This is a genomic window from Burkholderia sp. AU15512 (genome assembly GCF_002223325.1).
Classification (GTDB): Bacteria; Pseudomonadota; Gammaproteobacteria; order Burkholderiales; family Burkholderiaceae; genus Burkholderia.
The window spans coordinates 204,316-228,026 of the sequence record NZ_NKEX01000003.1 but is presented as its reverse complement, the minus strand read 5'-3'; the positions used below and the strand labels follow the sequence as shown (position 1 = coordinate 228,026).

Sequence of the window (23,711 nt, the reverse complement as noted above, 5' to 3'; positions counted from 1 at the left end):
CAACCGCGCGTCACGCCGGGGCATCGGCCGCATAGTCCGCCAGACCGGGCGAAACGGCCGGTAACAACGCTTACCTGGCAAGTACTAGCTTGGCACAGGCCCGCTGCACTACACTCCACTCAAGCGTCGGAAAAGCGTGTTTACCCCTAGCTGACTGACGCCTGACATCCACCTGGCGCCGTTTTCACCCTTCAACGCGAGGGGAGTACCATGAAACTGACGTTTGCGATCTCGGTGGTCGCGCTGGTACTCATTGCCGGCACCACCACCATCTGCCTGTCGGGAGCCGTCACCGACCGCACGACCGAATACGGAAGCGCGCGGGCGACATTCGACCAGATGTTCAGCTCCCACCAGAAAATCTGTCGATGATGCGCCGGTCGCGCTTCGTCGGCCGGCCGTGCAATTCGGCTGCCGGCTCACGATACGTGCGGCGCCGCTCCAGTTCGGCGAGCCGCGCGGCCCGCCCCGCTTCCGTCTCCGCGTAAAGCGTCTGCGCGACGCTCGCCGGCCCGCGCACGTCGCATACGCCGAGCACGGCAATGTGCCAGACGATGCCGTCGATCGCAATCTCGACCTCGTCGCCCACCCGCACTTCCTTCGCCGGCTTGACCGCCGCACCGCCAATCTTCACGTGCCCCTTGTCGACCGCATCGGTCGCGAGCGAGCGCGTCTTGAAGAACCGGGCCGCCCACAGCCATTTGTCGATGCGCAGCTTCGCGCCCGGTTCGGTCGAAATCTTGTAATTCATCGCGTTCAACTCACCGTTTCGGGCTGCGCGGCCCTGACCGGCCAGCCCTGCAGATTCTCGGCGACGATCTCGCCGAGCGCGCCGATCCACGCGGACGCGCCATTCAGGCACGGAATCCGGTGGAACGCCTTGCCGCCGCCGGCGAGGAACTCGTCGCGCACTTCCATGCCGATCTCCTCGATCGTCTCCAGGCAGTCGGCCGTGAAACCGGGACAGAACACGTCGGCCCGCCGCACGCCGGCCTCGCCGAACTCGCGCAGCGTCGGCGCGGTGTAAGGCTGCAGCCATTCGGCCTTGCCGAAACGCGACTGGAACGTGACGCGGCATTCGGTCGTCGACAGCCCGAGCGCGGCCATCAGCAGCGCGCCTGTCTGCTGGCACTGGTCGTGATAGGGGTCGCCGAGGTCGAGCGTGCGCTTCGGCACGCCGTGAAAGCTCAGCACGAGCTTGTCGCCGGCCGCGAAATCGGGCCGACCGTGCTGCGCCCAATACTGGCGCACCTGCTCGGCCAGCGCATGGATATAGGCCGGATGGTCGGCGTAGTGCCGCACCGTGCGCACCTCGGGCTGGTTGCGCATGCGCGCGAGCGCGTCGAAGGCGGCATCGAACGCCGTGGCCGTGGTCGACGCCGAGTATTGCGGATACATCGGCATCAGCAGCACGCGCTCGACGCCCGCCCGCTTGAACTGCGCGAGCGCGTGCGAGATGTTCGGGCTGCCGTAGCGCATCGCGTAGTCGACCTGCACGTGATAGCCGTTCGACACGAGCAGGTGCCGCACGCTGTCGGTCTGGCGCTCGGTGTACACGCGCAGCGGCGAGCCCTCGGGCATCCAGACCGCCGCGTACTTCTTCGCGGACGCACGGCCGCGCAGCGGCAGGATCACCGCGCGCAGCAGCACCTGCCAGACGGCCTGCGGAATCTCGACGACCCGCGGATCCGACAGGAATTCGGCCAGGTAGCGCCGCACCGCGCGCGGTGTCGGGGCGTCGGGCGTGCCGAGATTGATCAGCAGCACACCGATGCGATGGGCAGCCGCGGTGCTCGAAGGCGGCTCAAGATCGAAACGCATGGGCAATGACGTGCTCGGGGCACGGGACCGGACGGCTCTCAATTATAGCGGGCCGCTCCGCGCCGGTCGGCTGGCCGTTCGGCCGACTGCCGGCACGCGCGGCGCCGCGGCACGATGACGGGGCGGGATCGGGCTGGCGACCGCAGGCTACTGCTGGCTCAGCGTGAGCGACAGCAGGCGCGCGGTGATGTCGACGATCGGTATCACGCGGTTGTACGCCATGCGGGTCGGGCCGATCACGCCGAGCGTGCCGACGATCTGCCCGTTCACCTCGTAAGGCGCGGTGACGACGCTCATTTCCTCGATCGGCACGAGCGTCGATTCGCCGCCAATGAAGATCTGCACGCCCTGGGCGTGGCTCGACACGTCGAGCAGTTGCAGGAGGCCCGTCTTTTGGTCGAATACGTCGAACAGCTTGCGCAGCCGCGCCATGTCGGACGAGAGATCCGCCACTTCGAGCAGGTTGCGCTCGCCGGAAATCAGCACGGTGTCCTCGGTGTCGGGCACCTCGGTGCTGGCCGTCACGGCGGCGTGCATCAGCGCGGTCATGTCGCCGCGCAACTGGTCGATCTCGTCGCGCAGGCGGCGGCGCACCTCGTCGAACGACAGGCCGGCGAAGTGCGCGTTGATGTAGTTGGACGCCTCGGTCAGTTGCGACGGCGAGTAATCGCGCGGCGTCGCGAGCATCCGGTTCTGCACGTCGCCCTCGGGCGTGACGATGATCAGCAGGATGCGCTTGTCCGACAGGCGCATGAACTCGATCTGCTTGAAGACGTGGCTGCGGCGCGGCGTCAGCACCACGCCCGCGAACTGCGACAGGTTCGACAGCACGCTCGCGGCGGCCGCCACGACCCGCTGCTGCGGCTCGCCGGCCTGCAGCGTGTTCTGCACCTGCCGCGCGACGGCTTCGGCGTCGATCGGCGCCTCGACCGTCAGCATGGTGTCGACGAACAGCCGGTAGCCGCGCGGCGTCGGCACGCGGCCGGCCGACGTGTGCGGGCTCGACACGAGGCCGAGCTCCTCCAGGTCGGACATCACGTTGCGGATCGTTGCCGGGCTCAGCTCGAGCCCGGAGTAACGGGACAACGTGCGCGATCCGACTGGCTGACCGTCGGCGATATACCGTTCGATCAGGGTTTTCAGGAGGGTTCGTGCGCGAGGATCTAGCATGGTGGAAAATTTTAGCGCAACCGCGCGACCGCGGCGAGTGGCGTCGGCTGCCGTTGCGCGGGCCGGCCCGATCCGGCCCCGACCGCGCACAGCCGGTTCTTTTCGTCAACGAGCTATGGTGTAATGCCGGCATGAAAACCGGTAATCAGTTCAACACTGTCGCGCTCGTCGGCCGGAGCAACACGCCGAACATCGCCGAGCCGCTCGCCACGCTGGCCGCCTGCGTCGCCAAGCGGGGCTTCGAGGTCGTCTTCGAAGCCGAGACCGCGCGCGAGATCGGCATCACCGGCTACCCGGCGCTGACGCCGGCCGAAATCGGCGCGCGTGCCGATGTGGCGGTCGTGCTGGGCGGCGACGGGACGATGCTCGGCATCGGCCGTCAGCTCGCGCCGTACAGGACACCGCTGATCGGGATCAACCACGGCCGGCTCGGCTTCATCACCGATATCGCGGCGGCCGACATGCAGGCGCTCGTCCCGGTGATCCTGTCGGGCAAGTTCGAACGCGAGGAGCGCGCGCTGCTCGAGGCCCGGATCATGCGCGACGGCGAACCGATCTACCACGCACTCGCCTTCAACGACGTCGTCGTGAACCGCAGCGGCTTCTCCGGGATGGTCGAGCTGCGCGCATCGGTCGACGGCCGGTACATGTACAACCAGCGTTCGGACGGCCTGATCGTCGCCACGCCGACCGGCTCGACCGCTTACGCACTGTCGTCGGCCGGCCCGATCCTCCATCCGCAGCTGGCGGGCATCGTGCTCGTGCCGATCGCGCCGCACGCGCTGTCGAACCGGCCGATCGTGCTGCCCGACGATTCGAAAATCGCGATCCAGATCGTCGGCGGGCGCGACGTCAACGTGAACTTCGACATGCAGTCGTTCACCGCGCTCGAACTGAACGACACGATCGAGGTGCGCCGCTCGAAGCACACGGTGCCGTTCCTGCACCCGATCGGCTACAGCTACTACGCGACGCTGCGCAAGAAGCTGCACTGGAACGAACACGCCTCGAACGAAGACGACAAGGCGTCCTGACGCCGCTCTGCCCGACACCATGCTCCGCCACCTCTCGATCCGCGACTTCGTCATCGTCGCCGCGCTCGATCTCGAATTCGACAGCGGCTTTTCCGTCTTTTCCGGTGAAACCGGCGCCGGGAAATCGATCCTGATCGACGCCCTCGCCCTCGCGCTCGGCGAACGTGCCGACGCGAGCGTCGTGCGCACCGGCTGCAGCCGCGCCGACATCACCGCCGAATTCACGCCGCACGACCGCGTCGCGCGCTGGCTCGACGAACACGCGTTCGACACCGAGGACACCGTGATGCTGCGCCGCGTGATCGACGCGAACGGCCGGTCGCGCGCGTTCATCAACGGCACCAGCGCGACGCTCGCGCAGCTGCGCGAGCTCGGCGAAATGCTCGTCGACATCCACGGCCAGCATGCGCACCAGCTGCTGATGCGACCGGACGCGCAGCGCGAGCTGTTCGATACGCACGCGGGGCTCGTCGCCGATGCCGCGAACGTCGCGCGCGCATGGCGCGTCTGGCGCGACGCGACGCAGGCGATCGACGCTGCAAAAGCGCACGAGCGCGAGCTGCAGCTCGAACGCGAAAAGCTCGCCTGGCAGCTCGCCGAACTCGACAAGCTCGCGCCGCAGCCCGGCGAATGGGACGAAGTCAGCAACGAGCACAAGCGCCTGTCGCATTCGGCGAACCTGATCGAAGGCGTGCGCGGTGCGCTCAACGCGCTGTCCGAGTCCGACGACGCGATGCTCGCGCAGCTCGGCGCGATCGTGTCGAAGCTGCGCAGCCTCGCCGACTACGACACCTCGCTCGGCGACGCGCTCGCGTCGCTCGAACCGGCCGAGATCCAGTTGCAGGAAGCCGTCTATTCGCTGTCGCACTATGCGCAGCGCGTCGATCTCGATCCCGAACGGCTCGCGCAGGTCGAAACGCGTCTCGATGCGCTGCACTCGACCGCCCGCAAGTTCCGCTTGCCGCCCGACACGCTGCACGAAGAACACGCCGCACGCCGCGCGCAGCTCGCCGCACTCGATGCGGCGGCCGATCTCGGCGCGCTCGTGGCGGCGCAGGCCAAGGCGCGGGAAGCCTATCTCGCCGACGCCAAACACCTGTCCAAGGCACGCGCACAGGCCGCCAAGGCGCTCGGCACGGCAGTCACGGCCGGCATGCAGGAACTGTCGATGGCGGGCGGGAGCTTCGAAGTCGCGCTCGTGCCGCTCGCCGACGGCGGCCCGCACGGGCTCGAGCAGGTCGAATTCCGGGTCGCCGGGCACCCCGGCGTGCCGCTGCGGCCGCTCGCGAAGGTGGCGTCGGGCGGCGAGCTCGCGCGGATCAGCCTCGCGCTCGCGGTGATCGCCAGCGCGGCAAGCCCGACGCCGACGCTGATCTTCGACGAGGTCGATACGGGGATCGGCGGCGGCGTCGCCGAAGTGGTCGGCCGCCTGCTGCACCAGCTCGGACGCGATCGCCAGGTGCTGTGCGTGACGCACCTGCCGCAGGTCGCCGCGCGCGGTGATCATCACTACCAGGTCGCAAAAGGCGCCGACGACCGTGGCGGCACGGTGTCGACCGTCGTCGCGCTCGACCGCGCCAACCGGATCGAGGAAGTCGCGCGGATGCTCGGCGGCCTCGAGATCACGGCGACCACGCGTAAGCACGCGAAGGAAATGCTCGCCGCATAAGGCACGGATACGCGGGAATGCACGCTCAGCCAACGTGAAAACGTAAAAAGGCCGTTCCGGGTAATACCGGAGCGGCCTTTTGATGGGTTCCGACGTATCCGACGCCCTTCGCGGCACGACGAACTTAGCAGGTGGCACCAGATCGAACGGCGCGCGGCACGCGCCAGTGCGGTCGCCCGCGCCAGCACCTCGCCGTGCCTACTTGCCCTTGCACGTCGCATGCATGTTCGCGACGCCCTTCTCGCGCCATGCGGCCCACTCGCCGCCCGTCCCCGGCACATCGCCGAGCACCCACCAGCCGTTGAGCCAGGTCTTGCCGGCGTGGCTGACCTCGTGGCACGGCGTCGCGTAGGTCTTCTTCTTGTCCCAGGCCGGCGCGCCCGTGGCCACGTCGGCGCGCACCGTCACCCCATGCGTCGCCACCGCACTGCGGTTCTGCGCATCCGTCACGGTCAGCTTCACGTCGTAGCGCTGCGCCTGCGTCGCCTTCGGCGCAACGAACGACGCATTCGCACCCTGCTGGACGATCGCGAGTCCTGCCGGCGCGGTCCACGCATACTTCAGCCCCTTGCCGGTCGACGCCGCGCCGGACAACGCAACGGTCGCGCCACCGTCGACCGTCGCCGGCCCGCTGATCGCGGCCCGCGGTGGCGGGACGATTTCCTGCGCCTTCACCTTGACGACATGCGACGCCTGCGCCGTGTAGCCCTTGTCGTTGGTCACGGTCAGATCGAAGGCGTAATCGCGGTCCTGTCCAAGCGCGGGGGCAACGAACTTCAGTTCCGCGCCGCTCGGTTTCGCATCGATGCCGGCCGGGGCCGTCCACGCATGGCGCAACTGCTCGCCGACCGACGACGCGCCCGACAACACGACCGTCGCGCCCGCGTTCGCCTGTTGCGGGCCGATGACGGCCGCCTGCGGCAGCAGCACCCCGTCGTTCTTCACCTCGACCACCGCGCCGTTCGGCCCGACCGACTTGACGGTGACGATCTTGCCCGACAGCGTGTCGTGCAACGCATGACCCGGCATCAGCGGCGCGTCCTTCATGCCCTGCGCACTGCCCGGCGTCGCATCGACCAGCGTATTGGTCAGCACATTGCCGGCGTGTGCGACGGTTCGCACGATCACGCCATTGACGAACGGGTCGTCGGACTTCCAGTTGTCGAAGCCGGGCTGCGGCTGGCGAAACTCGAGCCACAGCGTCGAGCCGTCGGCGCGCGCCAGACGGTACGCCTTCGCACCCGACGCTTTGCCCCACAGCGGCGCGAGTTGGTATGTGCCCTCGCCCTTGATCTCGGGCACGTCGGCTTCGGTCAGCCAGCCTCTGAACAACTGGTAGCTCGCCGGATACAAACGCCGGCCACCGCCGCCCATCGTGTCGGACGGATCGTCGACTCCACCCGCGCGACACGCGCTGCCTACCTCGACCGTGCCGCCCGGCGTCGGGCAGTTGACGAGCGAGCCCGGATGCCGCGCGCCGAGGCCGTGACCGAACTCGTGGGACCACATCCAGTAACCATGGCCGCTCGCGTTCGACAGGATCCAGTTGCCGGGCATCGCCGCCAGGCCAGCCCAGTTGCAGCTGCTCATTTTCGGCAGTTCGACGAACAGGTAGTCGAACTTGTCCGGGTTCACACCGCGGGCGAACGCCGCGCTGCGCGCCGCCGCGCGAATCGCGCCGGAATCGCAACTGGCCGGACGGTCGCCAAGGTTGACGCTGTCGAGCGTCTGACCGTGCAACGTCAGCTTGCCGTGCGACGCGACCTCGACATAACGCCGCAGCGACGAATAGTCGTCGCCGTCGCCGAACACCGCCTTGCGCACCACTTCGCTATCGGCCGGTTGGGAGTCGTTGAAGTGCGTCACCATCAGCAACGCCGATTTGTCGCCGAGCAGCGGGCGCTGCGACGGCGCAATCGATGCGGACGACCGCCAGACCGACGCCGGCTGGCTGCGCAGGTTCTGCATCGCGACGCCGGCGCTCCCTTCCCGCGGCGCCAGCACTTCGTTGGATCGGCCGGTGTTGACCCGGTACCGGTTGCCGAACGACACGCGGCCGTCGATGCCGATGTCTGCTCGCCAGTCGCGCATCGTCTGGTCGCCCTCGCTGCAGACGCCGACCGACACGCGCCCCATGCCGTTGTCGCCGGTGGCCGAATGCAGGCACATCTTCGTGCCGCGCGCCGCGCTCGCGCCGGCGTTGATGATGCGCTGGAAGCCGTCGCGCGGCTCGAAGGTCCAGTCCTGCGCGGCGCTGCCGTCGCATGCCGCGAACACGGCCGCGTTGTCGGCCGGCTGCCAGGCCAGGCACTGGCCATCGCCACGCGACAGGTTCTTCAGCGGGGTGGAAGCCGTTTCCGCTGCACCAGCGGAAACGGAGAACAGTCCAGCGACGGCCGCGGACAGCGCCGTCGTGGCAAGAGAGTAGCGGATAGGTTTCAAGATGAGTCGAGATCGCTTATGGCGCACATGGCACCGGTTGAACGGAAAGCCGGATTCTTCCGATACCCGCCCTTGCGCTCAAACAATCTCAATCGAATCTCAATGCCGGCCGCCGCGGCGCGCGCGGCGTGCCGCGGTCAGATTCCGCCGAACACGCGCTCCCACAGCGCCGTCACGGCCGCCCGCTCGTCGGCCACCACGGCCGGATCGACCCGCGCCTTCTCCATCCCGTCGAGCCGCAGCTTGTGCTGCAGCTTCCGGTACTTCCGGTACGCCGCGCCGACGCGCTCGGCCTCGTCCTCGCCCATCAACCCGAAGCGCGCGACCTCGCGCAGCAGCGCGATGTTGCCCGTGTTGCGGATCAGCTCGGCATCGCTCGACGCGTGCAGCAGCACCCAGTACTGGACGATGAACTCGATGTCGACCATCCCGCCGCGATCGTGCTTCAGGTCGAACAGCTCGGTCTGGTTCGGGTGGCCGGCGAACACCTTGCCGCGCATGTCGACGATTTCCTTCGCGAGCACGCCGCCGTCGCGTGGCGTCGTCAGCACCTGCTGGCGGATCGCCTCGAAGTCCGCGCCGATCTGCGCGTCGCCCGCGCTGTAGCGGGCCCGCGTTAGCGCCTGATGCTCCCAGACCCACGCGGTATTCGCGGCGTCGCCCTCGCGCAGCTGGTAGCGGCGGAACGCGTCGAGATCGGTGACGAGCAGCCCGGCCTCGCCGTTCGGCCGTAGCCGCAGGTCGATGTCGAACAGCGCGCCCGCCCCGGTCGCGGTGGTAAGCCACGTGATCAGGCGCCGCGTGAAGGTCGTGTAGACGTCCGCCGAGCGCTCGTCGGCGTCGTCGTACAGGAAGATCAGGTCGAGATCCGACGCGTAACCGAGCTCCTTGCCGCCCAGCTTGCCGTACGCGATCACCGCGAACTTCGGCACGTCGCGATGGCGCTTCGCGAGCTGCGACCAGACGACTTCGATCGTCACGTCGAGCACCGCGTCGGCCAGCTCGGACAGCCGGTCGCTCACGTGCTCGACCGACAGTTGCCCGGCCAGATCGATCAGCAGGATCCGGAACACCTCCGCGTGCTGCGCGTGCCGCAGCAGGTCCATCTGTTGCTCGGGGCCGTCGGCCGCGGCGAGGCGTGCGCGCAGTGCGTCCTTGAACGCGGGCCAGTCGAACGGGCTCGCGATCGCCTCGTCATCGAGCAGTTCGTCGAGCAGCTGCGGATGGCGAATCAGGTAGCCGCCGCCCCAGCGCGTCGCCCCGAGCACCGACAGCACGCGGTCGAGCGCGGCCGGATATTCGGTCAGCAGCGCGAGATAGACACCGCGCCGGCTGACCGTCTCGAGCAGGTCGAACAGGCGCACGATGGTATCGTCGCGGCGCGCCGCGTCGATGTTCGGCGCGGCGTCGAGCGCCCGCTGCGCGACGCTGTCGAAGCGCTGCCGGCTCTTTTCCGGCAGGCCCGTGTAGCGCGACGACTGCCAGATCGCGCGCAGCCGGGCGAGCACGGTGGCCGGATCGGTAAAACCGAGGCCGTCGAGACGCGCGACGAGCGCGTCGTCCTCGCCGTCGTCGGCCAGCGCGCCGCTCCAGATCCACGCGGCGGCCGTGTCGTCGCCAGCCGCGCAAGGCGCACCGCTCGCCTTGTCGGCAAAAATCTGGTCGAACTGCGCTTCGACGAACGTGCGGTGGCCGTCCAGCACCGTCATCAGCGCCGCATAGTCGGCGAAGCCCAGCGACGCGGCCAGCGCCGCGCGCTCGTCCGGCTCCACCGGCATCGCGTGCGTCTGCGCGTCGTTGCGGTACTGCAGACGGTGCTCGAGCGTGCGCAGGAAGTTGTAGGCCTCGGTCAGGCGCGCACGCACATCCTCGCCGATCAGCCCGCGCGCCTGCGCATGGCGCAGCACCGCAAGCGTCGGCCGCACGCGGAATTCCGCATCCTGGCCGCCGCGGATCAGCTGGAACACCTGGGCACTGAATTCGATCTCGCGGATCCCGCCGCGCCCGAGCTTGATGTCGTCGGCCTTGTCGGGCCGCATCGACGCGCGGCGCGCGGCTTCCTGCCGGATCTGCTGGTGCAGCGAGCGGATCGCGCCGATCACGCCGAAGTCGAGGTAGCGGCGGTACACGAACGGCTTGACGAGCGACTCGAGTTGCGACGCCAGCCGTTGCGCCGCGTCGCTGTCGCCTTCCGACACGAGCCGCCCCTTGATCCACGCATAGCGCTCCCACTCGCGCCCCTGCACGTAGAAATACTCCTCGAGCATGCCGAGGCTGCAGACGAGCGGCCCCGAATCGCCGTTCGGACGCAGCCGCATGTCGACGCGAAACACGTAGCCGTCGGCCGTGACTTCCGACAACACGCCGATCAGCCGCCGGCCGAGCCGCGTGAAATATTCCTGGGTGGACAGCGGCGAACGCGCGCCGCCGGTCGTCTCACCGTCGTCCTCGTAGACGAAGATCAGGTCGATGTCCGACGATACGTTCAGCTCGCGGCCGCCAAGCTTGCCCATCCCGACCACGCCGAGCACGACGCGCTGGCCGTCGGCGCCGCGCGGCTCGCCGTACAGCGCCTCGAGCTCGGCCGACAGCAGCGCGAGCGAGCGCTGCACGGCCACTTCCGCGAGATCGGTCATCGCGCCGGTCACCTCGGCGACGTCCGCCAGCCCGCGCAGGTCGCGCTCCGCCACCGCGCCGAATGCCTCGGCACGCAGTTGCCGCAGCGCGCGCTTCAGGTGTTCCTCGGTCGGCGCGGCAACGCCGGCCGGCGTTGCCAGCAGGTCGGTGAGGCGCGCGTCGAGCTGTGCGCGACCGAGCGGCGCGGCCGCCCACGCGGCGACCTGGTCGGCGAGCGCGGGTCGCGCGGCGGCCGCGCGGGCCAGGTAACGGGAATAGGACGTGCTGATCAGGGCGGAAGCGTCGGTCATCGAGAAGCGGGCCTGGCGGAACGGCCGGCCGGCACGGGAACGCATGCGCGCCCCGCTCCCGACCGGCTCCATGGACTCGGCGCGGCGTCGCGGGGCGGGTGTGCCCGTCGCGAAACCGCGCGCCGGAAAGCCCGTGCCGCGCTGCCGCAACGGCCGCCGGCACGAACCCGTGTGATACATTTCAACGTCAGTCTGCAAAACTACCATATCGCCGCCCGTCCGCCGCATGTCCGACCGTCAGGAATCCGCCGTAGCTGCGCCCGAAGCGGGACCTCCGAAGCACGATCATCCGGTCTTGCGTCGCGTGTTCAGGGTGACGCTGGCAGTCGGGATCGGCACCTACTTCGTCGCGTCCGGCGCCTTCCTCGGGCTGCGCTACGTCCTGCTGCCCCGCATCGACGAATTCCGCCCGCGTATCGAGCGCGCGGTGTCCGACAAGCTCCACGCGCAGCTTTCAATCGGCAAGCTTTCCCCGAACTGGTCCGGCATGCAGCCGGGCGTCGAACTCACGAACCTGACGATCCGCGGCCATGACGGCAAGGTCGCGCTGTCGGTGCCGCATGCGACGGCCGCGCTGTCGTGGATGTCGCTGCTGCGGCTGTCGCCCGCGCTGTCGAGCCTGATCGTCGACCAGCCCGACCTGGTCGTCGCGCGTGCGGCCGACGGCTCGCTGAGCATCGCGGGCGTCGGCGTGGCGACCACCCACGGCGGCAACGACACGTTCGGCACGTGGCTGCTGAAACAGGAGGCGATCGTGCTGCGCGGCGGCACGCTGCGCTGGCGCGACGCGCAGCATGACGCGCCGGAGCTCGTGCTGTCGGGCATCCGGCTCGCGGTGCTCAATGCCGGCCGCGTGCACAAGGCCGCGCTGCAGGCGCCCGCGAACGGCACGCTGCTGCTCGGCCCGCTCGACTTCCGCGCACGCTTCAAGCACAAGCCGCTCGCGCCGGTCGGCAAGCCGTCGAACTGGACGGGCGACGCGTACCTATCGACGGGCCCGGTCGACCTGCAGACGCTGGCGCGCTACCTCGACATGCCGCTCACGATCCACGCGGGCCGGATCGACAACGCGATCTGGGCCACCTTCGGTGACGGCCACCTGCATTCGGCGGGCGGCGATCTGCAAGGCGCGGACGTCGCGCTGCGCGTGCGCCCGACGCAACCGCGGCTCGACGTGCCGACGGTCGGCTTCGGCTGGGACATGCAGCTCGACGCCGGCCACGATTACACGCTGCACCTGACGCGCTTCAACGCGGAGCTCGGCCAGCCGCCGCTGCCGGACGGCACGCCGCTCGCCCGCTCGCTCGCGCTGTCGACGCTGACGGCCCGCTACCGCGTGCCGACCGCGAACCAGGGGCAGTTGTTGAGCGTCGTCGGCGACCGCGTCGATCTCGGCATCCTCAGCGAGTTCATCCGCGGGCTGCCGCTGCCGGCCCGCCTGCGCAACGAGCTGATCAAGATCGACCCGCGCGGAATGGTGTCGAACTATCACATCGAGGTCGAGCGCGCGAAACCCGCGCACGCGGACCTCGCCGACGAGGAGCGGCGCATGGGCGCCGCGCCGATCGTGCGCTATCGCTTCCTCGGCGATCTCCAGGGCATCAGCTTCGCCGCGCAGGAACCGCCGCCCGGGCTCTCGCCGCGCGGTCACCCGCGCGCCGGCTGGCCGGGTGTCGAGAACCTGTGGGGCCGCGTCGACGCGAACGAGACGGGCGGCTCCGCGCATTTCGACACGGTCAACGCGGCCGTCACGGTGCCCGGCGAATTCGACGAGCCGCGCCTGACGTTCGACCGGCTGCGCGGCAATGTGAAATGGACGATCACGCCCGAGCCCGGCGACAAGCACGCGCGCGTCGACGTATCGCTGCCCGACCTGCTCGTGTCGAATCCCGATGCCGAAATCGCGGTGTCGGGCTCGTACACGAACCCCGGCCACGGCCGCGGCTCGCTCGACCTGCGCGCCGATTTCGCCCGCGCGTCGGTGGCGCGCATCCCGCGCTACCTGCCGACCGGGATGTCCGAACACCTGCGCGACTATCTCGGCCACGCGCTGCAGGACGGCCAGGTGACCAAGGGCGCGTCGATCGTCGCCCGTGGCCCGCTCGAGAAATTTCCGTTCGAACATGAGCCGGACGCCGGCGTGTTCCACATCGTCGCGCCGTTCACCGGCGGCCGCTTCGAGCCGACGCCGTACCCGCCGCGCAAGCTCGCGAACGGCACGCCGAGCGTCTGGCCGGCGCTCGACGGGATCGACGGCGTATTCGAACTCGCGCAGAACAAGCTGCGCTTCGACATCCACCGCGCACACTACAAGCGCGTCGCGCTGACGAAGGTCGCCGGCCGCATCGACGATCTCGGCAATCCGACCCACTCGCCGCTCATCATCGACGGCCACGCGCAGGGCCCGCTCGCCGACCTGATCGACTACGCGGACAACAGCTCGCTCGGCACGATGAGCGGGCACATCGGCCAGCGGATCGATGCGCAGGGGCCCGCGTCGCTCGGGCTCAAGATCACGATTCCGCAGCACGTCGCGCATCCGCACACGCACGTCGAAGGCGCGCTCGCATTCGGCGGCAACACGCTGACGACCAGCGGCGTGCCGCCGCTGTCCGCACTGCGCGGCAGTGTCCGGTTCACCGAGGCCGGCGCGTCGCTGCACGACCTGTCGGGGCGCTTCCTCGGCGGCCCGGTGCGCGCGAACGGCAACTTCCAGTCGCACGGGCCCTACACGGTGGACGTCGACGGCCGGCTCGCACTCGACGCCGCGCGCGGCCTGAACCTGCACGGCCCGGCCGCCGCGCTGCTCGAGCACGTGGTCGGCGACGCACCGTACAAGGTCGCCGTGCGCGGCGCGCCGGGCCGCCTGCCCGACATCAGCGCGCATTCCGACCTGACCGGCGTCGCGCTGAATTTCCCCGCGCCGTTCGCCAAGGCGGCCGGCACGCCGATGCCGTTCAGCTTCACGCTGCAGCCGGCGCCGCAGGCGGACGGCAAGCGCCTCGAGCACGCCGACCTGACGCTCGGCCCCGTGTCCGCGACCTACCTGCTCGACGCGACGCGCGGCCAGCCGCTGCGCGCGGTGCGCGGCGCGATGGGCATCCACCGGATGCCCGACATGCCGCAGGACGGCGTGAGCGCGGCCGTCGACGTCAACGAACTGGACGCCGATGCGTGGCTCGCGCTGGCCCATACGCTGAAGTCCGACACGCCGCGCGCGCCGGAGCCGCAGGCCGCGCCGCGCGTCGATTTCGCAAGCTTCGCGCCGAAGCGTTTCGCGCTCCACTTCGGCACGCTGAAGCTGCTTAAGCGCAACTGGGAAAACGTGATCATCGGCGCGTCTCACGTCGACGAGCTGTGGCAGGCGAACATCGCGTCGAACCAGGTGTCGGGCTACCTGTCGTGGGCGCCGGGCGGCGGCCACAACGGCGCGGGCGTGTTGAACGCGCGGCTCGCGAAGCTCGTGATCCCGGACAGCGCACAGCACGATCTCGTCGGCCGCGCGATGAACCTGCCGACGCCGACCGACCGCCCGATGCCGTCCATCGACCTGATCGTCGACCAGGTCGTCGCGCGCAACCACGACATCGGCCGCCTCGTCGTCAACGCGCGCAACATCGACGAAGCCGGCACGCCGGTCTGGCAGCTCGACAAGCTGGAGCTGTCGAACCCGGACGCGAAGCTGACGGCGACCGGCAACTGGCGCACGTCGCGCCGCGCGCTCGCCCGCGGCGCCGACGAGAGCGACGCACCGCGCCGCACCGTGTTCGACTTCAAGCTCGACATCGGCAACGCGGGTGCGCTGCTCGACCGCGTCGGCCTGCCGCGCACGCTGGCGGCCGGCCACGGCTCGGTCACGGGCAAGGTCGGCTGGCGCGGCGGCCCGACCGGGCTCGACTTCCCGTCGCTCGGCGGCCAGATCGCGATCGATCTCGAACACGGCCAGATCCTGAAGGTCGACCCGGGCGCGGCGAAGCTGCTCGGCGTGCTGAGCCTGCAGAGCCTCGCGCGCTTCCTGACGCTGAATTTCCGCGACGTGATCGGCAAGGGGCTGCCGTTCGACAAGATCACCGGCACCGGCCAGATCTCGAACGGGATCGCCCGCACCGACGACTTCTCGATGATGACGGGGCCCGCGAACGTCTCCGTGCGCGGCGCGGTCGATCTCGGCGCCGAGACGCAGGACCTGCATGCGCACGTCGCACCGAAGATCAGCGCGGGCGCCGCCGCGATCGGGGCGGCCATCATCAACCCGCTGCTCGGCGTCGGCGTGCTGGCCGCCAACTACGCGCTGTCAGAAACGCTGTCGCGCGCGTTCGCGCTCGACTACGCGATCACCGGCTCGTGGGCGCACCCGCACATCGAGCGGGTGCGGGGCGATCAGGGTAAGATGAATCACGGTCCGGCCGATGCGGCGAATCATTGAGCCGCGCGCCGAATCGCGCACGGTGCCGGGCCGCACCCCATTTATGACGCAACCGATCCTGCGATGACCGACCACACCCGTTCCGCCACGCCCTTCCAGGTCGCCGCGCTGCAGATGGTGAGCACGCCGGACGTCGCGCGCAATCTCGCCGAAGCCCGCCGCCTGATCGCGGAAGCCGCCGGCGAAGGCGCGCAGCTCGTGCTGCTGCCCGAGTATTTCTGCTTCATGGGCCACCGCGACACCGACAAGCTCGCGCTCGCCGAACCGTACCAGGACGGCCCGATCCAGCGCTTCCTCGCAGACGCCGCGCGTCGCCACGGCGTCTGGGTGATCGGCGGCACGCTGCCGCTGAAGGCGCCGGAACCCGATCGCGTGCTCAACACGACGCTCGTGTTCGATCCGTCGGGCAACGAAGCCGCGCGCTACGACAAGATCCACCTGTTCAACTTCGAGAAAGGCGACGAGTCGTTCGACGAGGCGCGCACGATTCGCGCGGGCGATACGGTCGTCGCGTTCGACGCGCCGTTCGGGCGGGTCGGCCTGTCGGTCTGTTACGATCTCCGCTTTCCGGAGCTGTATCGCAGGATGGGCGACTGCACGCTGATCGTCGTCCCGTCGGCGTTTACGTATACGACGGGCCGCGCGCACTGGGAAACGCTGCTGCGCGCGCGGGCCGTCGAGAACCAGTGCTACGTGCTCGCGGCCGCGCAAGGCGGCAAGCACGAGAACGGCCGGCGCACCTGGGGCCACAGCATGCTGATCGACCCGTGGGGCGAGATCGTCGCGGTCCGCGACGTGGGCGCCAGCGTCGTGCTCGGCGCGATCGATCCGCGGCGCATCGCCGACGTGCGCCAGAGCCTGCCCGCGTGGCGGCACCGCGTGCTGACCTGAATCCGCCGCGCCGCTTGAAACGCCGCGCGGCCAACCCATCTGCCCAGCAGCACCCGACAACTTTTTGAGAAACCCCGATATCCGCATGAACATCATCGAACCCGGCATCCGCAACCTCGCGCTGGCGAAGGACATCCTGCTCACGCCGTACGGCCTCGACGAAAGCCTGCTCACGCGCACGATCGCCGACATCTTCACGCATCGCGTCGACTACGCGGACCTGTACTTCCAGGCGACCCGCAGCGAAGCGTGGAGCCTCGAGGAAGGCATCGTCAAATCGGGCAGCTTCAGCATCGACCAGGGCGTCGGCGTGCGCGCGGTCGCGGGCGACCGCACCGCGTTCGCGTATTCCGACGACCTGTCGCCGGAAGCGATCGCGCAAGCCGCGGCGGCCACCAAGGCAATCGCGGCGGCCGGCGGCGGCCGCCAGAAGATCAAGGCGGCATCGTCGCTGAAGGGCATCTCGGGCCGCGACCTGTACCTGCCGTCCGATCCGCTCGCATCGCTCGACGCGACGGCCAAGGTCAAGCTGCTCGAGCGCATCGAGCAGATGGCACGCGGCCGCGACCCGCGCATCACGCAGGTGATGGCAGGCCTCGCCGGCGAATACGACGTCGTGCTGGTCGCCCGCAGCGACGGCGCGCTCGCGGCCGACATCCGCCCGCTCGTGCGCGTGTCGGTCACGGTGATCGCCGAGCAGAACGGCCGCCGCGAGATCGGCTCCGGCGGCGGCGGCGGCCGCTTCGACTACGGCTACTTCACCGACGACGTGCTGTCGCGCTACGTCGACGACGCCGTGCATGCGGCGCTCGTGAACCTCGACGCCCGCCCCGCGCCGGCCGGCGCGATGACGGTCGTGCTCGGGCCGGGCTGGCCGGGCGTGCTGCTGCACGAGGCGATCGGCCACGGCCTCGAGGGCGACTTCAACCGCAAGGGTTCGTCGGCATTCGCGGGCCGGATCGGCGAGCGCGTCGCCGCGAAGGGCGTGACCGTCGTCGACGACGGCACGCTGCCGAACCGCCGCGGCTCGCTGAACATCGACGACGAAGGCAACCCGACGCAGTGCACGACGCTGATCGAGGACGGCATCCTGAAGGGCTACATCCAGGACACGCTGAACGCACGCCTGATGAAGATGCCGGTTACCGGCAACGCGCGCCGCGAGTCGTACGCGGCGCTGCCGATGCCGCGCATGACCAACACGTACATGCTGAACGGCGACAAGGATCCGCAGGAAATCATCGCATCGGTGAAGAATGGCCTGTACGCGGTGAACTTCGGCGGCGGCCAGGTCGACATCACGAACGGCAAGTTCGTGTTCTCGGCGTCCGAGGCGTACATGATCGAGAACGGCAAGATCACCTACCCGGTGAAGGGCGCGACGCTGATCGGCAGCGGCCCCGAATCGCTGAAGGACGTGAGCATGATCGGCAACGACATGTCGCTCGACTCGGGTGTCGGCGTGTGCGGCAAGGAAGGCCAGAGCGTGCCGGTCGGCGTCGGTCAGCCGACCCTGCGGATCGACAGGATGACGGTCGGCGGTACGGCATAACCGCATCGCGGCGCAGACATTCCGCGCATTTTGGAGAAAACGCGCGGAATGTCCGCATTTTCGACGTCTCCCGGTTGCCAGTCGTCCGGCGACGGGGTATAAATTCTGAATCAACTTTTTTTGACGAACCAAATCTCCGTCATGTCCGCCAAGTTTTACTTTTACTTTTTTTGGTATCTCAGACCGCTGGCGGATCGAGAGGGTTGATGGCGCGTAAAGCGCAACCGAAATTCCCGAAAAAACCGCCGGCGAACCCGGCGGTTTTTTTTCGCCCTTCGCCACCCGGTCGCCGCCGCAGCGGTCCCGCGGCCCCGACCGAAACCACTGAATCGCTTGAATTGATGAATCTGCCGCACGCGCATTCGCACTGACCGAACCGCGCCCGGAACCAAGGAGAAACAGCATGCCCCCGCACAACACCGACGACGTCCGCATTCGCGAACTCAAGGAACTGACGCCGCCCGCCCACCTGATCCGCGAATTCGCGTGCTCCGAAGCCGCGTCGGAGCTGATCTACAACTCGCGCCAGTCGATGCACCGCATCCTGCACGGGATGGACGACCGGCTGATCGTCGTGATCGGGCCGTGCTCGATCCATGATACGAAGGCGGCGATCGAATACGCGGGCCGGCTGGTGAAGGAGCGCGAGCGCTTCAAGGGGGAACTGGAAATCGTGATGCGCGTGTACTTCGAGAAGCCGCGCACGACGGTCGGCTGGAAGGGCCTCATCAACGATCCGCACCTCGACAACAGCTTCAAGATCAACGAAGGGCTGCGCACCGCGCGCGAGCTGCTGCTGCAGATCAACGAAATGGGGCTGCCGGCCGCGACCGAATACCTCGACATGATCAGCCCGCAGTACATCGCCGACCTGATCTCGTGGGGCGCGATCGGCGCGCGCACGACGGAATCGCAGGTGCACCGCGAGCTCGCGTCGGGGCTGTCGTGCCCGGTCGGCTTCAAGAACGGCACCGACGGCAACGTGAAGATCGCGGTCGATGCGATCAAGGCCGCGTCGCAGCCGCACCATTTCCTGTCGGTGACGAAGGGCGGCCATTCGGCGATCGTGTCGACGGCGGGCAACGAGGACTGCCACGTGATCCTGCGCGGCGGCAAGGCGCCGAACTACGACGCGGACAGCGTGAACGCCGCGTGCGCGGACATCGGCAAGGCCGGGCTCGCCGCGCGCCTGATGATCGACGCGAGCCACGCGAACAGCTCGAAGAAGCACGAGAACCAGATCCCCGTCTGTGCCGACATCGGCCGCCAGATCGCGGCCGGCGACGCCCGCATCGTCGGCGTGATGATCGAGTCGCATCTCGTCGAGGGGCGCCAGGACCTGAAGGAAGGCTGCGAGCTGACCTACGGCCAGAGCATCACCGACGCGTGCATCGCATGGGACGACAGCGTGAAGGTGCTCGAAGGCCTCGCGGAATCGGTGAAGGCGCGCCGCGTCACGCGCGGCAGCGGGAACTGACGGACGCAAACAGGCTGGCCGCATGACCCCGCCTGTGGCGGGTTGGCCATGCGGCCAGCGTGCGGTCGTCGTTTCGCTCTGCTAGACTAGCTAACGTTATCTAGCTAACCAGGGGAGCGACGATGCCGACCGTCAACATGCACGATGCCAAGTCGCGGCTCTCAAGCCTCGTCGAAGCGCTTGAATTGGGGCGCGAGTCCGAAGTCGTGATCGCCCGCAATGGTCATCCGGTTGCGCGGATCGTTCCTTACGCGGCGCCGAAGCGAATCGGCGCCGCTCGTCAATTGCTTGCCGGGCTCAACATCCCGACAACCGTCGAGGCATTCAATGCCGGTGACGAATCGATCGCGGCCGACTTCGATGCCAGTTCGGAACAAGGGCTCGCGCCGTGAAGCTGCTGCTCGATACGCACATCGCACTATGGGCGGCTGAAGGCGCACCTCAACTTTCGGCGACCGCAGCCGCGTTGATCGAGCATCCCGAGAACACGCTGTACGTCAGCGCCGCGTCCATTTGGGAAATCGCGATCAAATACCGCAAAGGCAATCTGCCCGTTCACCCACGTGATGCACGCTCGGCATTCCGGCTCGCCGGTTTTGCGGAGTTACCGATCAGCAGCGATCACGTTGAAGGTGTCGCCGCGTTGCCCGATTTTCCAGATCACGCCGATCCGTTCGACCGCGTGATGGTCGCGCAGGCGCTCCATGAAGGCATACCGCTCGTCAGTGCCGATCCGAAAGTGTGGCGCTATCACGCGACGCTGATGCTGCGCGCCTGACGCCCTATGCGCGCAACAAAAATGCCCGGCTCGCGCCGGGCTTCTTCATTGGCCGGAACCCCACCGCCCGTGCATCACTCGAGCGCGCCCGAGCCGAAGATCTCGGTATTCACGCGTTCCGGCGCGACGCCCAGCGCGACGAGCGCGTCACGCTGCGCCTTCATGAACCCGATCGGGCCGCAGATGTAGTAGTCGGCGTCCGGCACCAGCGCGTATTGCTGCACGCGTTCCGGCGTGAGGCGCCCTTCCTGGTCGTGATCGATGCCGGCGCGATCGTTCGGGCCAACCAGCTCGTACACCACCGTGCGCTTGACGTTCGCATGGTCGCGCACCGTATCGTTCAGCCAGTCGCGGAACGCGTGCACCGCGCCCGAGCGGCAGGCATGGACGAACCGCACTTCGCGCCGGCTGCCCTCGCCGATCAGCGTCGACGCCATCGACATCATCGGCGTGATGCCAACGCCGCCGGAAATCAGCACCACCGGCGTCTCGACGCCACGCTTCAGCGAGAATTCGCCCATCGGCGCGGTCACTTCGACGATCGCGCCCTCTTCCACGCCGTCGTGCATCAGCGTCGATACCTTGCCGGCCGGAATGACTTCCGGCTTGCCGGCTTCACGCTTCACCGAGATGCGCAGCCACTTGCCGTGCGGCGCGTCGGACAGGCTGTACTGGCGCGGCTGGTCGACGCCGAGGTCGCCGACGAAGCGCTTCACGGTGAGGTACTGGCCGGGCGCGAACGTCGGCGCCGCGCCGCCGTCGGCCGGCGTCAGGTAGAACGACGTGATCTCGTCGCTTTCGCGCACCTTGCGCTCGACCTTGAACGGGCGGAACCCGCTCCACGCGGCGCCCGCGTACAGGTCGGCCTCGACGCCGATCAGGATCTGCGCGAGTTGGCCGTACGCGACGCGCCATGCCTCGAGCGTCTCGGCATCGACCGCGTCGCCCAGCACTTCGACGATCGACGCGAGCAGGTTCTCGCCGACGATCGGGTAATGCTCGGGGCGGATGTTCAGGCTCGCGTGCTTGTGCGCGATCCTGGTCACGGCGCCGCCCAGCGCGCCGAGGTTGTCGATGTTCGCCGCATACGCGTAGACGGCCTTCGCGAGCGTTTCCGGCTGGCTGCCCGTCTTCTGGTGCGTCTGGTTGAACAGGTTCTTCAGTTCCGGATGGCGCGCGAACATGCGCTGGTAGAAGTGCTTCGTGATCGTCGCGCCGTGCACGGCGAGGACAGGGGCAGTGGCCTTCACGCGAGCCATCTGGTCAGCGGTGATGTGGGTCATGTTCGTTCTCCGTTAAACATGCACACACAATACATCTTTAAAAATGGACGCCCCTCGGGCAAATTGTCGCAGTGCGTCAAAGGGGCAAACCGTCAGCGGACGCGACCGCGCTCCCACAGCACGTCCGATCCGCCGTCGGTGCGGTTCAGCACGCGCGCCAGCACGAACAGCAGGTCCGACAGCCGGTTCACGTAGCGCCGCGGCGCGTCGTTGAGCGTCTCGGTGCGCCCGAGCGCGACGATCGAGCGCTCCGCGCGGCGGCATACGGTTCGGCACACGTGCGCGAGCGACGCCGCGCGCGAGCCGGCCGGCAGGATGAATTCCTTCAGCGGCGGCAGCGTCGCGTTGTAGTCGGCGAGCCAGCGGTCGAGACGCGCGAGATGCGTGTCGTCGAGCACGGTATGGCCGGGTATGCACAGTTCGCCGCCGAGATCGAACAGGTCGTGCTGGATCGTCACGAGCGCCGTGCGGATCTCGTCCGGCAGCGTTTCGGCGAGCAGCACGCCGAGGTTCGAGTTCAGTTCGTCGACGTCGCCGATCGCGGCGATCCGCGTGTCGTCCTTGCCGATGCGCCGGCCGTCGCCGAGCCCGGTGGTGCCATCGTCGCCCGTGCGCGTGGCGATCTTGCTCAAGCGGTTGCCCATGCGAATGTCCTCTCGTGCGTGGCCGCGACGCGGCCCGGTTGCGTTCGAACGCGATTATCGCAGCCCGCGGGAGCGGGCGCAGCGGGCGTTACAGCGTAGAATGGGCCGAAACCCTGCAGCACGGGAGCCGGGCTGGCGCCAACGCGCTCACCCGGATCGACAAGGAGACGTACGTGAATCACCCTGCCCAGCCGGCCGCCACGCGCCGCCCCCTTCCCCCTGCCATGCTCGATGCGCTGCGCGCCGCCTTCGGCGAGCGCGTGTCGACCGCTGACGCCGTCCGCGCCCACCACGGCCGCGACGAATCGCCGTTCGACCCGCAACTGCCCGACGCCGTCGTGTTCGCGCACAGCGCGGACGACGTGCGCGAAGTCGTGTCGCTGTGTTCGCTGTACAGCGTCCCGCTGATCCCGTACGGCGCCGGCTCGTCGCTCGAGGGCCATTTGCTCGCGGTGCGCGGCGGCGTCTCGCTCGACCTGTCGGAAATGAACCGCGTGCTGTCGATCAACGCCGAAGACCTGACCGTGACGGTCGAGCCGGGCATCACGCGCAAGGCGCTCAACGAAGCACTGCGCGACACCGGCCTGTTCTTCCCGATCGACCCGGGCGCCGACGCGAGCATCGGCGGGATGACCGCAACCCGCGCGTCGGGCACCAACGCCGTGCGCTACGGCACGATGCGCGAGAACGTGCTCGGCCTGACCGCCGTGCTCGCCGACGGCCGCGTGGTGAAAACCGGCTCGCGCGCCCGCAAGTCGTCGGCCGGCTACGACCTCACGCGCCTGTTCGTCGGCTCCGAAGGCACGCTCGGCGTGATCACCGAGATCACGCTGCGCCTGCATCCGCTGCCCGAAGCCGTATCGGCCGCGATCTGCACGTTCCCGTCGATGGGCGACGCGGTGCGCACCGTGATCGAGACGATCCAGATCGGCGTGCCGATCGCGCGCGTCGAATTCGTCGATGCGCTCGCCGTGCGCTCGATCAACCGCCATTCGAACCTGACGCTCACCGAAGCGCCGACGCTGTTCTTCGAATTCCACGGCACCGAGGCCGGCGTGAAGGAACAGGCCGAGCTCGTGCAGGCGCTCGCCGGCCAGAACAACGGCCAGGGCTTCGAATGGGCGACCCGTCCCGAGGATCGCAGCCGGCTCTGGGCCGCCCGCCACAACGCGTATTTCGCGATGCTGCAGTTGAAACCCGGCTGCCGCGCGGTGACGACCGACGTGTGCGTGCCGATCTCGCAGCTCGCCGCGTGCGTCGAGGAAACCGAGGTCGACCTGCGCGCGTCGTCGCTGCCCTGCCCGATCGTCGGCCACGTCGGCGACGGCAATTTCCACGTCGCGATCCTGATCGACCCCGACAAGCCGGAAGAAATCGCCGAGGCCGAGCACATCAACGACCGGATCGTCGAGCGCGCGCTGCGCCTCGGCGGCACCTGCACGGGCGAGCACGGCGTCGGGCTGCACAAGATGCGCTTCCTGCCGAAGGAGCACGGCGACAACGCGATCGACACGATGCGGGCGATCAAGCTCGCGCTCGATCCGCGCAACCTGATGAATCCGGGCAAGATTTTCACGTGCTGACACGGTGGCGCGAC

Annotated in this window: 17 protein-coding genes; 10 read left to right on the top strand and 7 right to left on the bottom strand. The window is 68.6% G+C overall.

Annotated features, from left to right (window positions below):
• Nucleotides 1-210: 210 nt before the first annotated feature.
• Nucleotides 211-372 (top strand): hypothetical protein, encoded by a 162-nt coding sequence (locus CFB43_RS38300; protein WP_006476841.1) that lies wholly within the window; start codon nucleotides 211-213, stop codon nucleotides 370-372.
• Here CFB43_RS38300 and CFB43_RS03570 read toward each other — a convergent pair.
• From CFB43_RS03570 to hrcA, 3 genes are all read right to left on the bottom strand, one after another.
• On the bottom strand, nucleotides 344-751 hold the full coding sequence (locus CFB43_RS03570; protein WP_011351021.1) for an RNA-binding S4 domain-containing protein: 408 nt from the start codon (nucleotides 749-751) through the stop codon (nucleotides 344-346). The two genes, CFB43_RS38300 and CFB43_RS03570, sit on opposite strands and share 29 nt — an antisense overlap.
• A gap of 5 nt (nucleotides 752-756) precedes the next feature.
• The gene (hemH, locus tag CFB43_RS03565; RefSeq protein WP_089494133.1) at nucleotides 757-1,821 is read right to left on the bottom strand and encodes a ferrochelatase; all 1,065 of its coding nucleotides are present in this window, start codon (nucleotides 1,819-1,821) and stop codon (nucleotides 757-759) included.
• 147 nt (nucleotides 1,822-1,968) lie between these two features.
• Nucleotides 1,969-2,991, bottom strand: a complete 1,023-nt coding sequence (gene hrcA, locus CFB43_RS03560) for a heat-inducible transcriptional repressor HrcA (protein ID WP_031399637.1) — start codon at nucleotides 2,989-2,991, stop codon at nucleotides 1,969-1,971.
• Between the two features lie 131 nt (nucleotides 2,992-3,122).
• Between hrcA and CFB43_RS03555 the strand changes: the two genes are divergently transcribed.
• Entirely contained in the window at nucleotides 3,123-4,025 is a 903-nt protein-coding gene (locus CFB43_RS03555) for an NAD kinase (RefSeq protein ID WP_039361361.1), read from the top strand.
• Between the two features lie 19 nt (nucleotides 4,026-4,044).
• The gene (gene recN, locus CFB43_RS03550; RefSeq protein ID WP_089494132.1) at nucleotides 4,045-5,694 is read left to right on the top strand and encodes a DNA repair protein RecN; all 1,650 of its coding nucleotides are present in this window, start codon (nucleotides 4,045-4,047) and stop codon (nucleotides 5,692-5,694) included.
• A 198-nt stretch (nucleotides 5,695-5,892) separates the two neighbouring features.
• Here the strand turns inward: recN and CFB43_RS03545 are convergent, their stop codons facing one another.
• Together CFB43_RS03545 and glnE are read right to left on the bottom strand one after the other, a co-directional pair.
• Nucleotides 5,893-8,136 carry a carbohydrate-binding protein gene (locus CFB43_RS03545; protein ID WP_256989905.1) on the bottom strand — a complete coding sequence of 748 codons (2,244 nt, stop codon included), beginning with the start codon at nucleotides 8,134-8,136 and terminating at the stop codon, nucleotides 5,893-5,895.
• A gap of 137 nt (nucleotides 8,137-8,273) precedes the next feature.
• Entirely contained in the window at nucleotides 8,274-11,063 is a 2,790-nt protein-coding gene (glnE, locus tag CFB43_RS03540; protein ID WP_089495235.1) for a bifunctional [glutamate--ammonia ligase]-adenylyl-L-tyrosine phosphorylase/[glutamate--ammonia-ligase] adenylyltransferase, read from the bottom strand.
• A gap of 226 nt (nucleotides 11,064-11,289) precedes the next feature.
• Here glnE and CFB43_RS03535 point away from each other — a divergent pair, with 226 nt between their 5' ends.
• From CFB43_RS03535 to CFB43_RS03505, 6 genes are all read left to right on the top strand, one after another.
• Nucleotides 11,290-15,489: a YhdP family protein gene (locus tag CFB43_RS03535; RefSeq protein WP_089494131.1), complete on the top strand. Its 4,200-nt coding sequence runs from the start codon at nucleotides 11,290-11,292 to the stop codon at nucleotides 15,487-15,489.
• A 63-nt stretch (nucleotides 15,490-15,552) separates the two neighbouring features.
• Nucleotides 15,553-16,380: a carbon-nitrogen hydrolase family protein gene (locus CFB43_RS03530; RefSeq protein ID WP_089494130.1), complete on the top strand. Its 828-nt coding sequence runs from the start codon at nucleotides 15,553-15,555 to the stop codon at nucleotides 16,378-16,380.
• Between the two features lie 85 nt (nucleotides 16,381-16,465).
• A complete protein-coding gene (gene tldD / locus CFB43_RS03525) occupies nucleotides 16,466-17,932 on the top strand; it encodes a metalloprotease TldD (RefSeq protein ID WP_039361365.1) in 1,467 nt (488 codons plus the stop codon).
• 403 nt (nucleotides 17,933-18,335) lie between these two features.
• Nucleotides 18,336-19,409, top strand: coding sequence for a 3-deoxy-7-phosphoheptulonate synthase AroG (aroG, locus tag CFB43_RS03515; RefSeq protein WP_089424547.1), 1,074 nt, complete (start codon nucleotides 18,336-18,338; stop codon nucleotides 19,407-19,409).
• Nucleotides 19,410-19,531: 122 nt separating this feature from the next.
• Nucleotides 19,532-19,801, top strand: a complete 270-nt coding sequence (locus CFB43_RS03510) for a type II toxin-antitoxin system Phd/YefM family antitoxin (protein WP_089483465.1) — start codon at nucleotides 19,532-19,534, stop codon at nucleotides 19,799-19,801.
• A complete protein-coding gene (locus tag CFB43_RS03505) occupies nucleotides 19,798-20,187 on the top strand; it encodes a type II toxin-antitoxin system VapC family toxin (RefSeq protein WP_089494129.1) in 390 nt (129 codons plus the stop codon). Before CFB43_RS03510 ends, CFB43_RS03505 begins: the two co-directional genes overlap by 4 nt.
• Before the next feature lie 74 nt (nucleotides 20,188-20,261).
• On the opposite strand, the gene hmpA is transcribed toward CFB43_RS03505, so the two are convergent.
• Together hmpA and CFB43_RS03495 are read right to left on the bottom strand one after the other, a co-directional pair.
• Complete coding sequence (hmpA, locus tag CFB43_RS03500) at nucleotides 20,262-21,470, bottom strand: NO-inducible flavohemoprotein (RefSeq protein WP_089494128.1); 1,209 nt, start codon at nucleotides 21,468-21,470, stop codon at nucleotides 20,262-20,264.
• 92 nt (nucleotides 21,471-21,562) lie between these two features.
• Nucleotides 21,563-22,114, bottom strand: coding sequence for a cob(I)yrinic acid a,c-diamide adenosyltransferase (locus CFB43_RS03495; protein ID WP_039361370.1), 552 nt, complete (start codon nucleotides 22,112-22,114; stop codon nucleotides 21,563-21,565).
• Between the two features lie 173 nt (nucleotides 22,115-22,287).
• Between CFB43_RS03495 and CFB43_RS03490 the strand changes: the two genes are divergently transcribed.
• Complete coding sequence (locus CFB43_RS03490; RefSeq protein ID WP_089444963.1) at nucleotides 22,288-23,697, top strand: FAD-binding oxidoreductase; 1,410 nt, start codon at nucleotides 22,288-22,290, stop codon at nucleotides 23,695-23,697.
• Nucleotides 23,698-23,711: the final 14 nt, after the last annotated feature.

What these genes read in the sequence shown, in the direction of transcription:
- hrcA (WP_031399637.1), bottom strand. Translation starts at nt 2,991, where the DNA reads ATGCTAGATCCTCGCGCACGAACCCTCCTGAAAACCCTGATCGAACGG.
- aroG (WP_089424547.1), top strand. Translation starts at nt 18,336, where the DNA reads ATGCCCCCGCACAACACCGACGACGTCCGCATTCGCGAACTCAAGGAA.
- hemH (WP_089494133.1), bottom strand. Translation starts at nt 1,821, where the DNA reads ATGCGTTTCGATCTTGAGCCGCCTTCGAGCACCGCGGCTGCCCATCGC.
- CFB43_RS03510 (WP_089483465.1), top strand. Translation starts at nt 19,532, where the DNA reads ATGCCGACCGTCAACATGCACGATGCCAAGTCGCGGCTCTCAAGCCTC.
- tldD (WP_039361365.1), top strand. Translation starts at nt 16,466, where the DNA reads ATGAACATCATCGAACCCGGCATCCGCAACCTCGCGCTGGCGAAGGAC.
- CFB43_RS03530 (WP_089494130.1), top strand. Translation starts at nt 15,553, where the DNA reads ATGACCGACCACACCCGTTCCGCCACGCCCTTCCAGGTCGCCGCGCTG.
- CFB43_RS03570 (WP_011351021.1), bottom strand. Translation starts at nt 751, where the DNA reads ATGAATTACAAGATTTCGACCGAACCGGGCGCGAAGCTGCGCATCGAC.
- CFB43_RS38300 (WP_006476841.1), top strand. Translation starts at nt 211, where the DNA reads ATGAAACTGACGTTTGCGATCTCGGTGGTCGCGCTGGTACTCATTGCC.
- hmpA (WP_089494128.1), bottom strand. Translation starts at nt 21,470, where the DNA reads ATGACCCACATCACCGCTGACCAGATGGCTCGCGTGAAGGCCACTGCC.
- recN (WP_089494132.1), top strand. Translation starts at nt 4,045, where the DNA reads ATGCTCCGCCACCTCTCGATCCGCGACTTCGTCATCGTCGCCGCGCTC.
- CFB43_RS03555 (WP_039361361.1), top strand. Translation starts at nt 3,123, where the DNA reads ATGAAAACCGGTAATCAGTTCAACACTGTCGCGCTCGTCGGCCGGAGC.
- CFB43_RS03535 (WP_089494131.1), top strand. Translation starts at nt 11,290, where the DNA reads ATGTCCGACCGTCAGGAATCCGCCGTAGCTGCGCCCGAAGCGGGACCT.
- glnE (WP_089495235.1), bottom strand. Translation starts at nt 11,063, where the DNA reads ATGACCGACGCTTCCGCCCTGATCAGCACGTCCTATTCCCGTTACCTG.
- CFB43_RS03495 (WP_039361370.1), bottom strand. Translation starts at nt 22,114, where the DNA reads ATGGGCAACCGCTTGAGCAAGATCGCCACGCGCACGGGCGACGATGGC.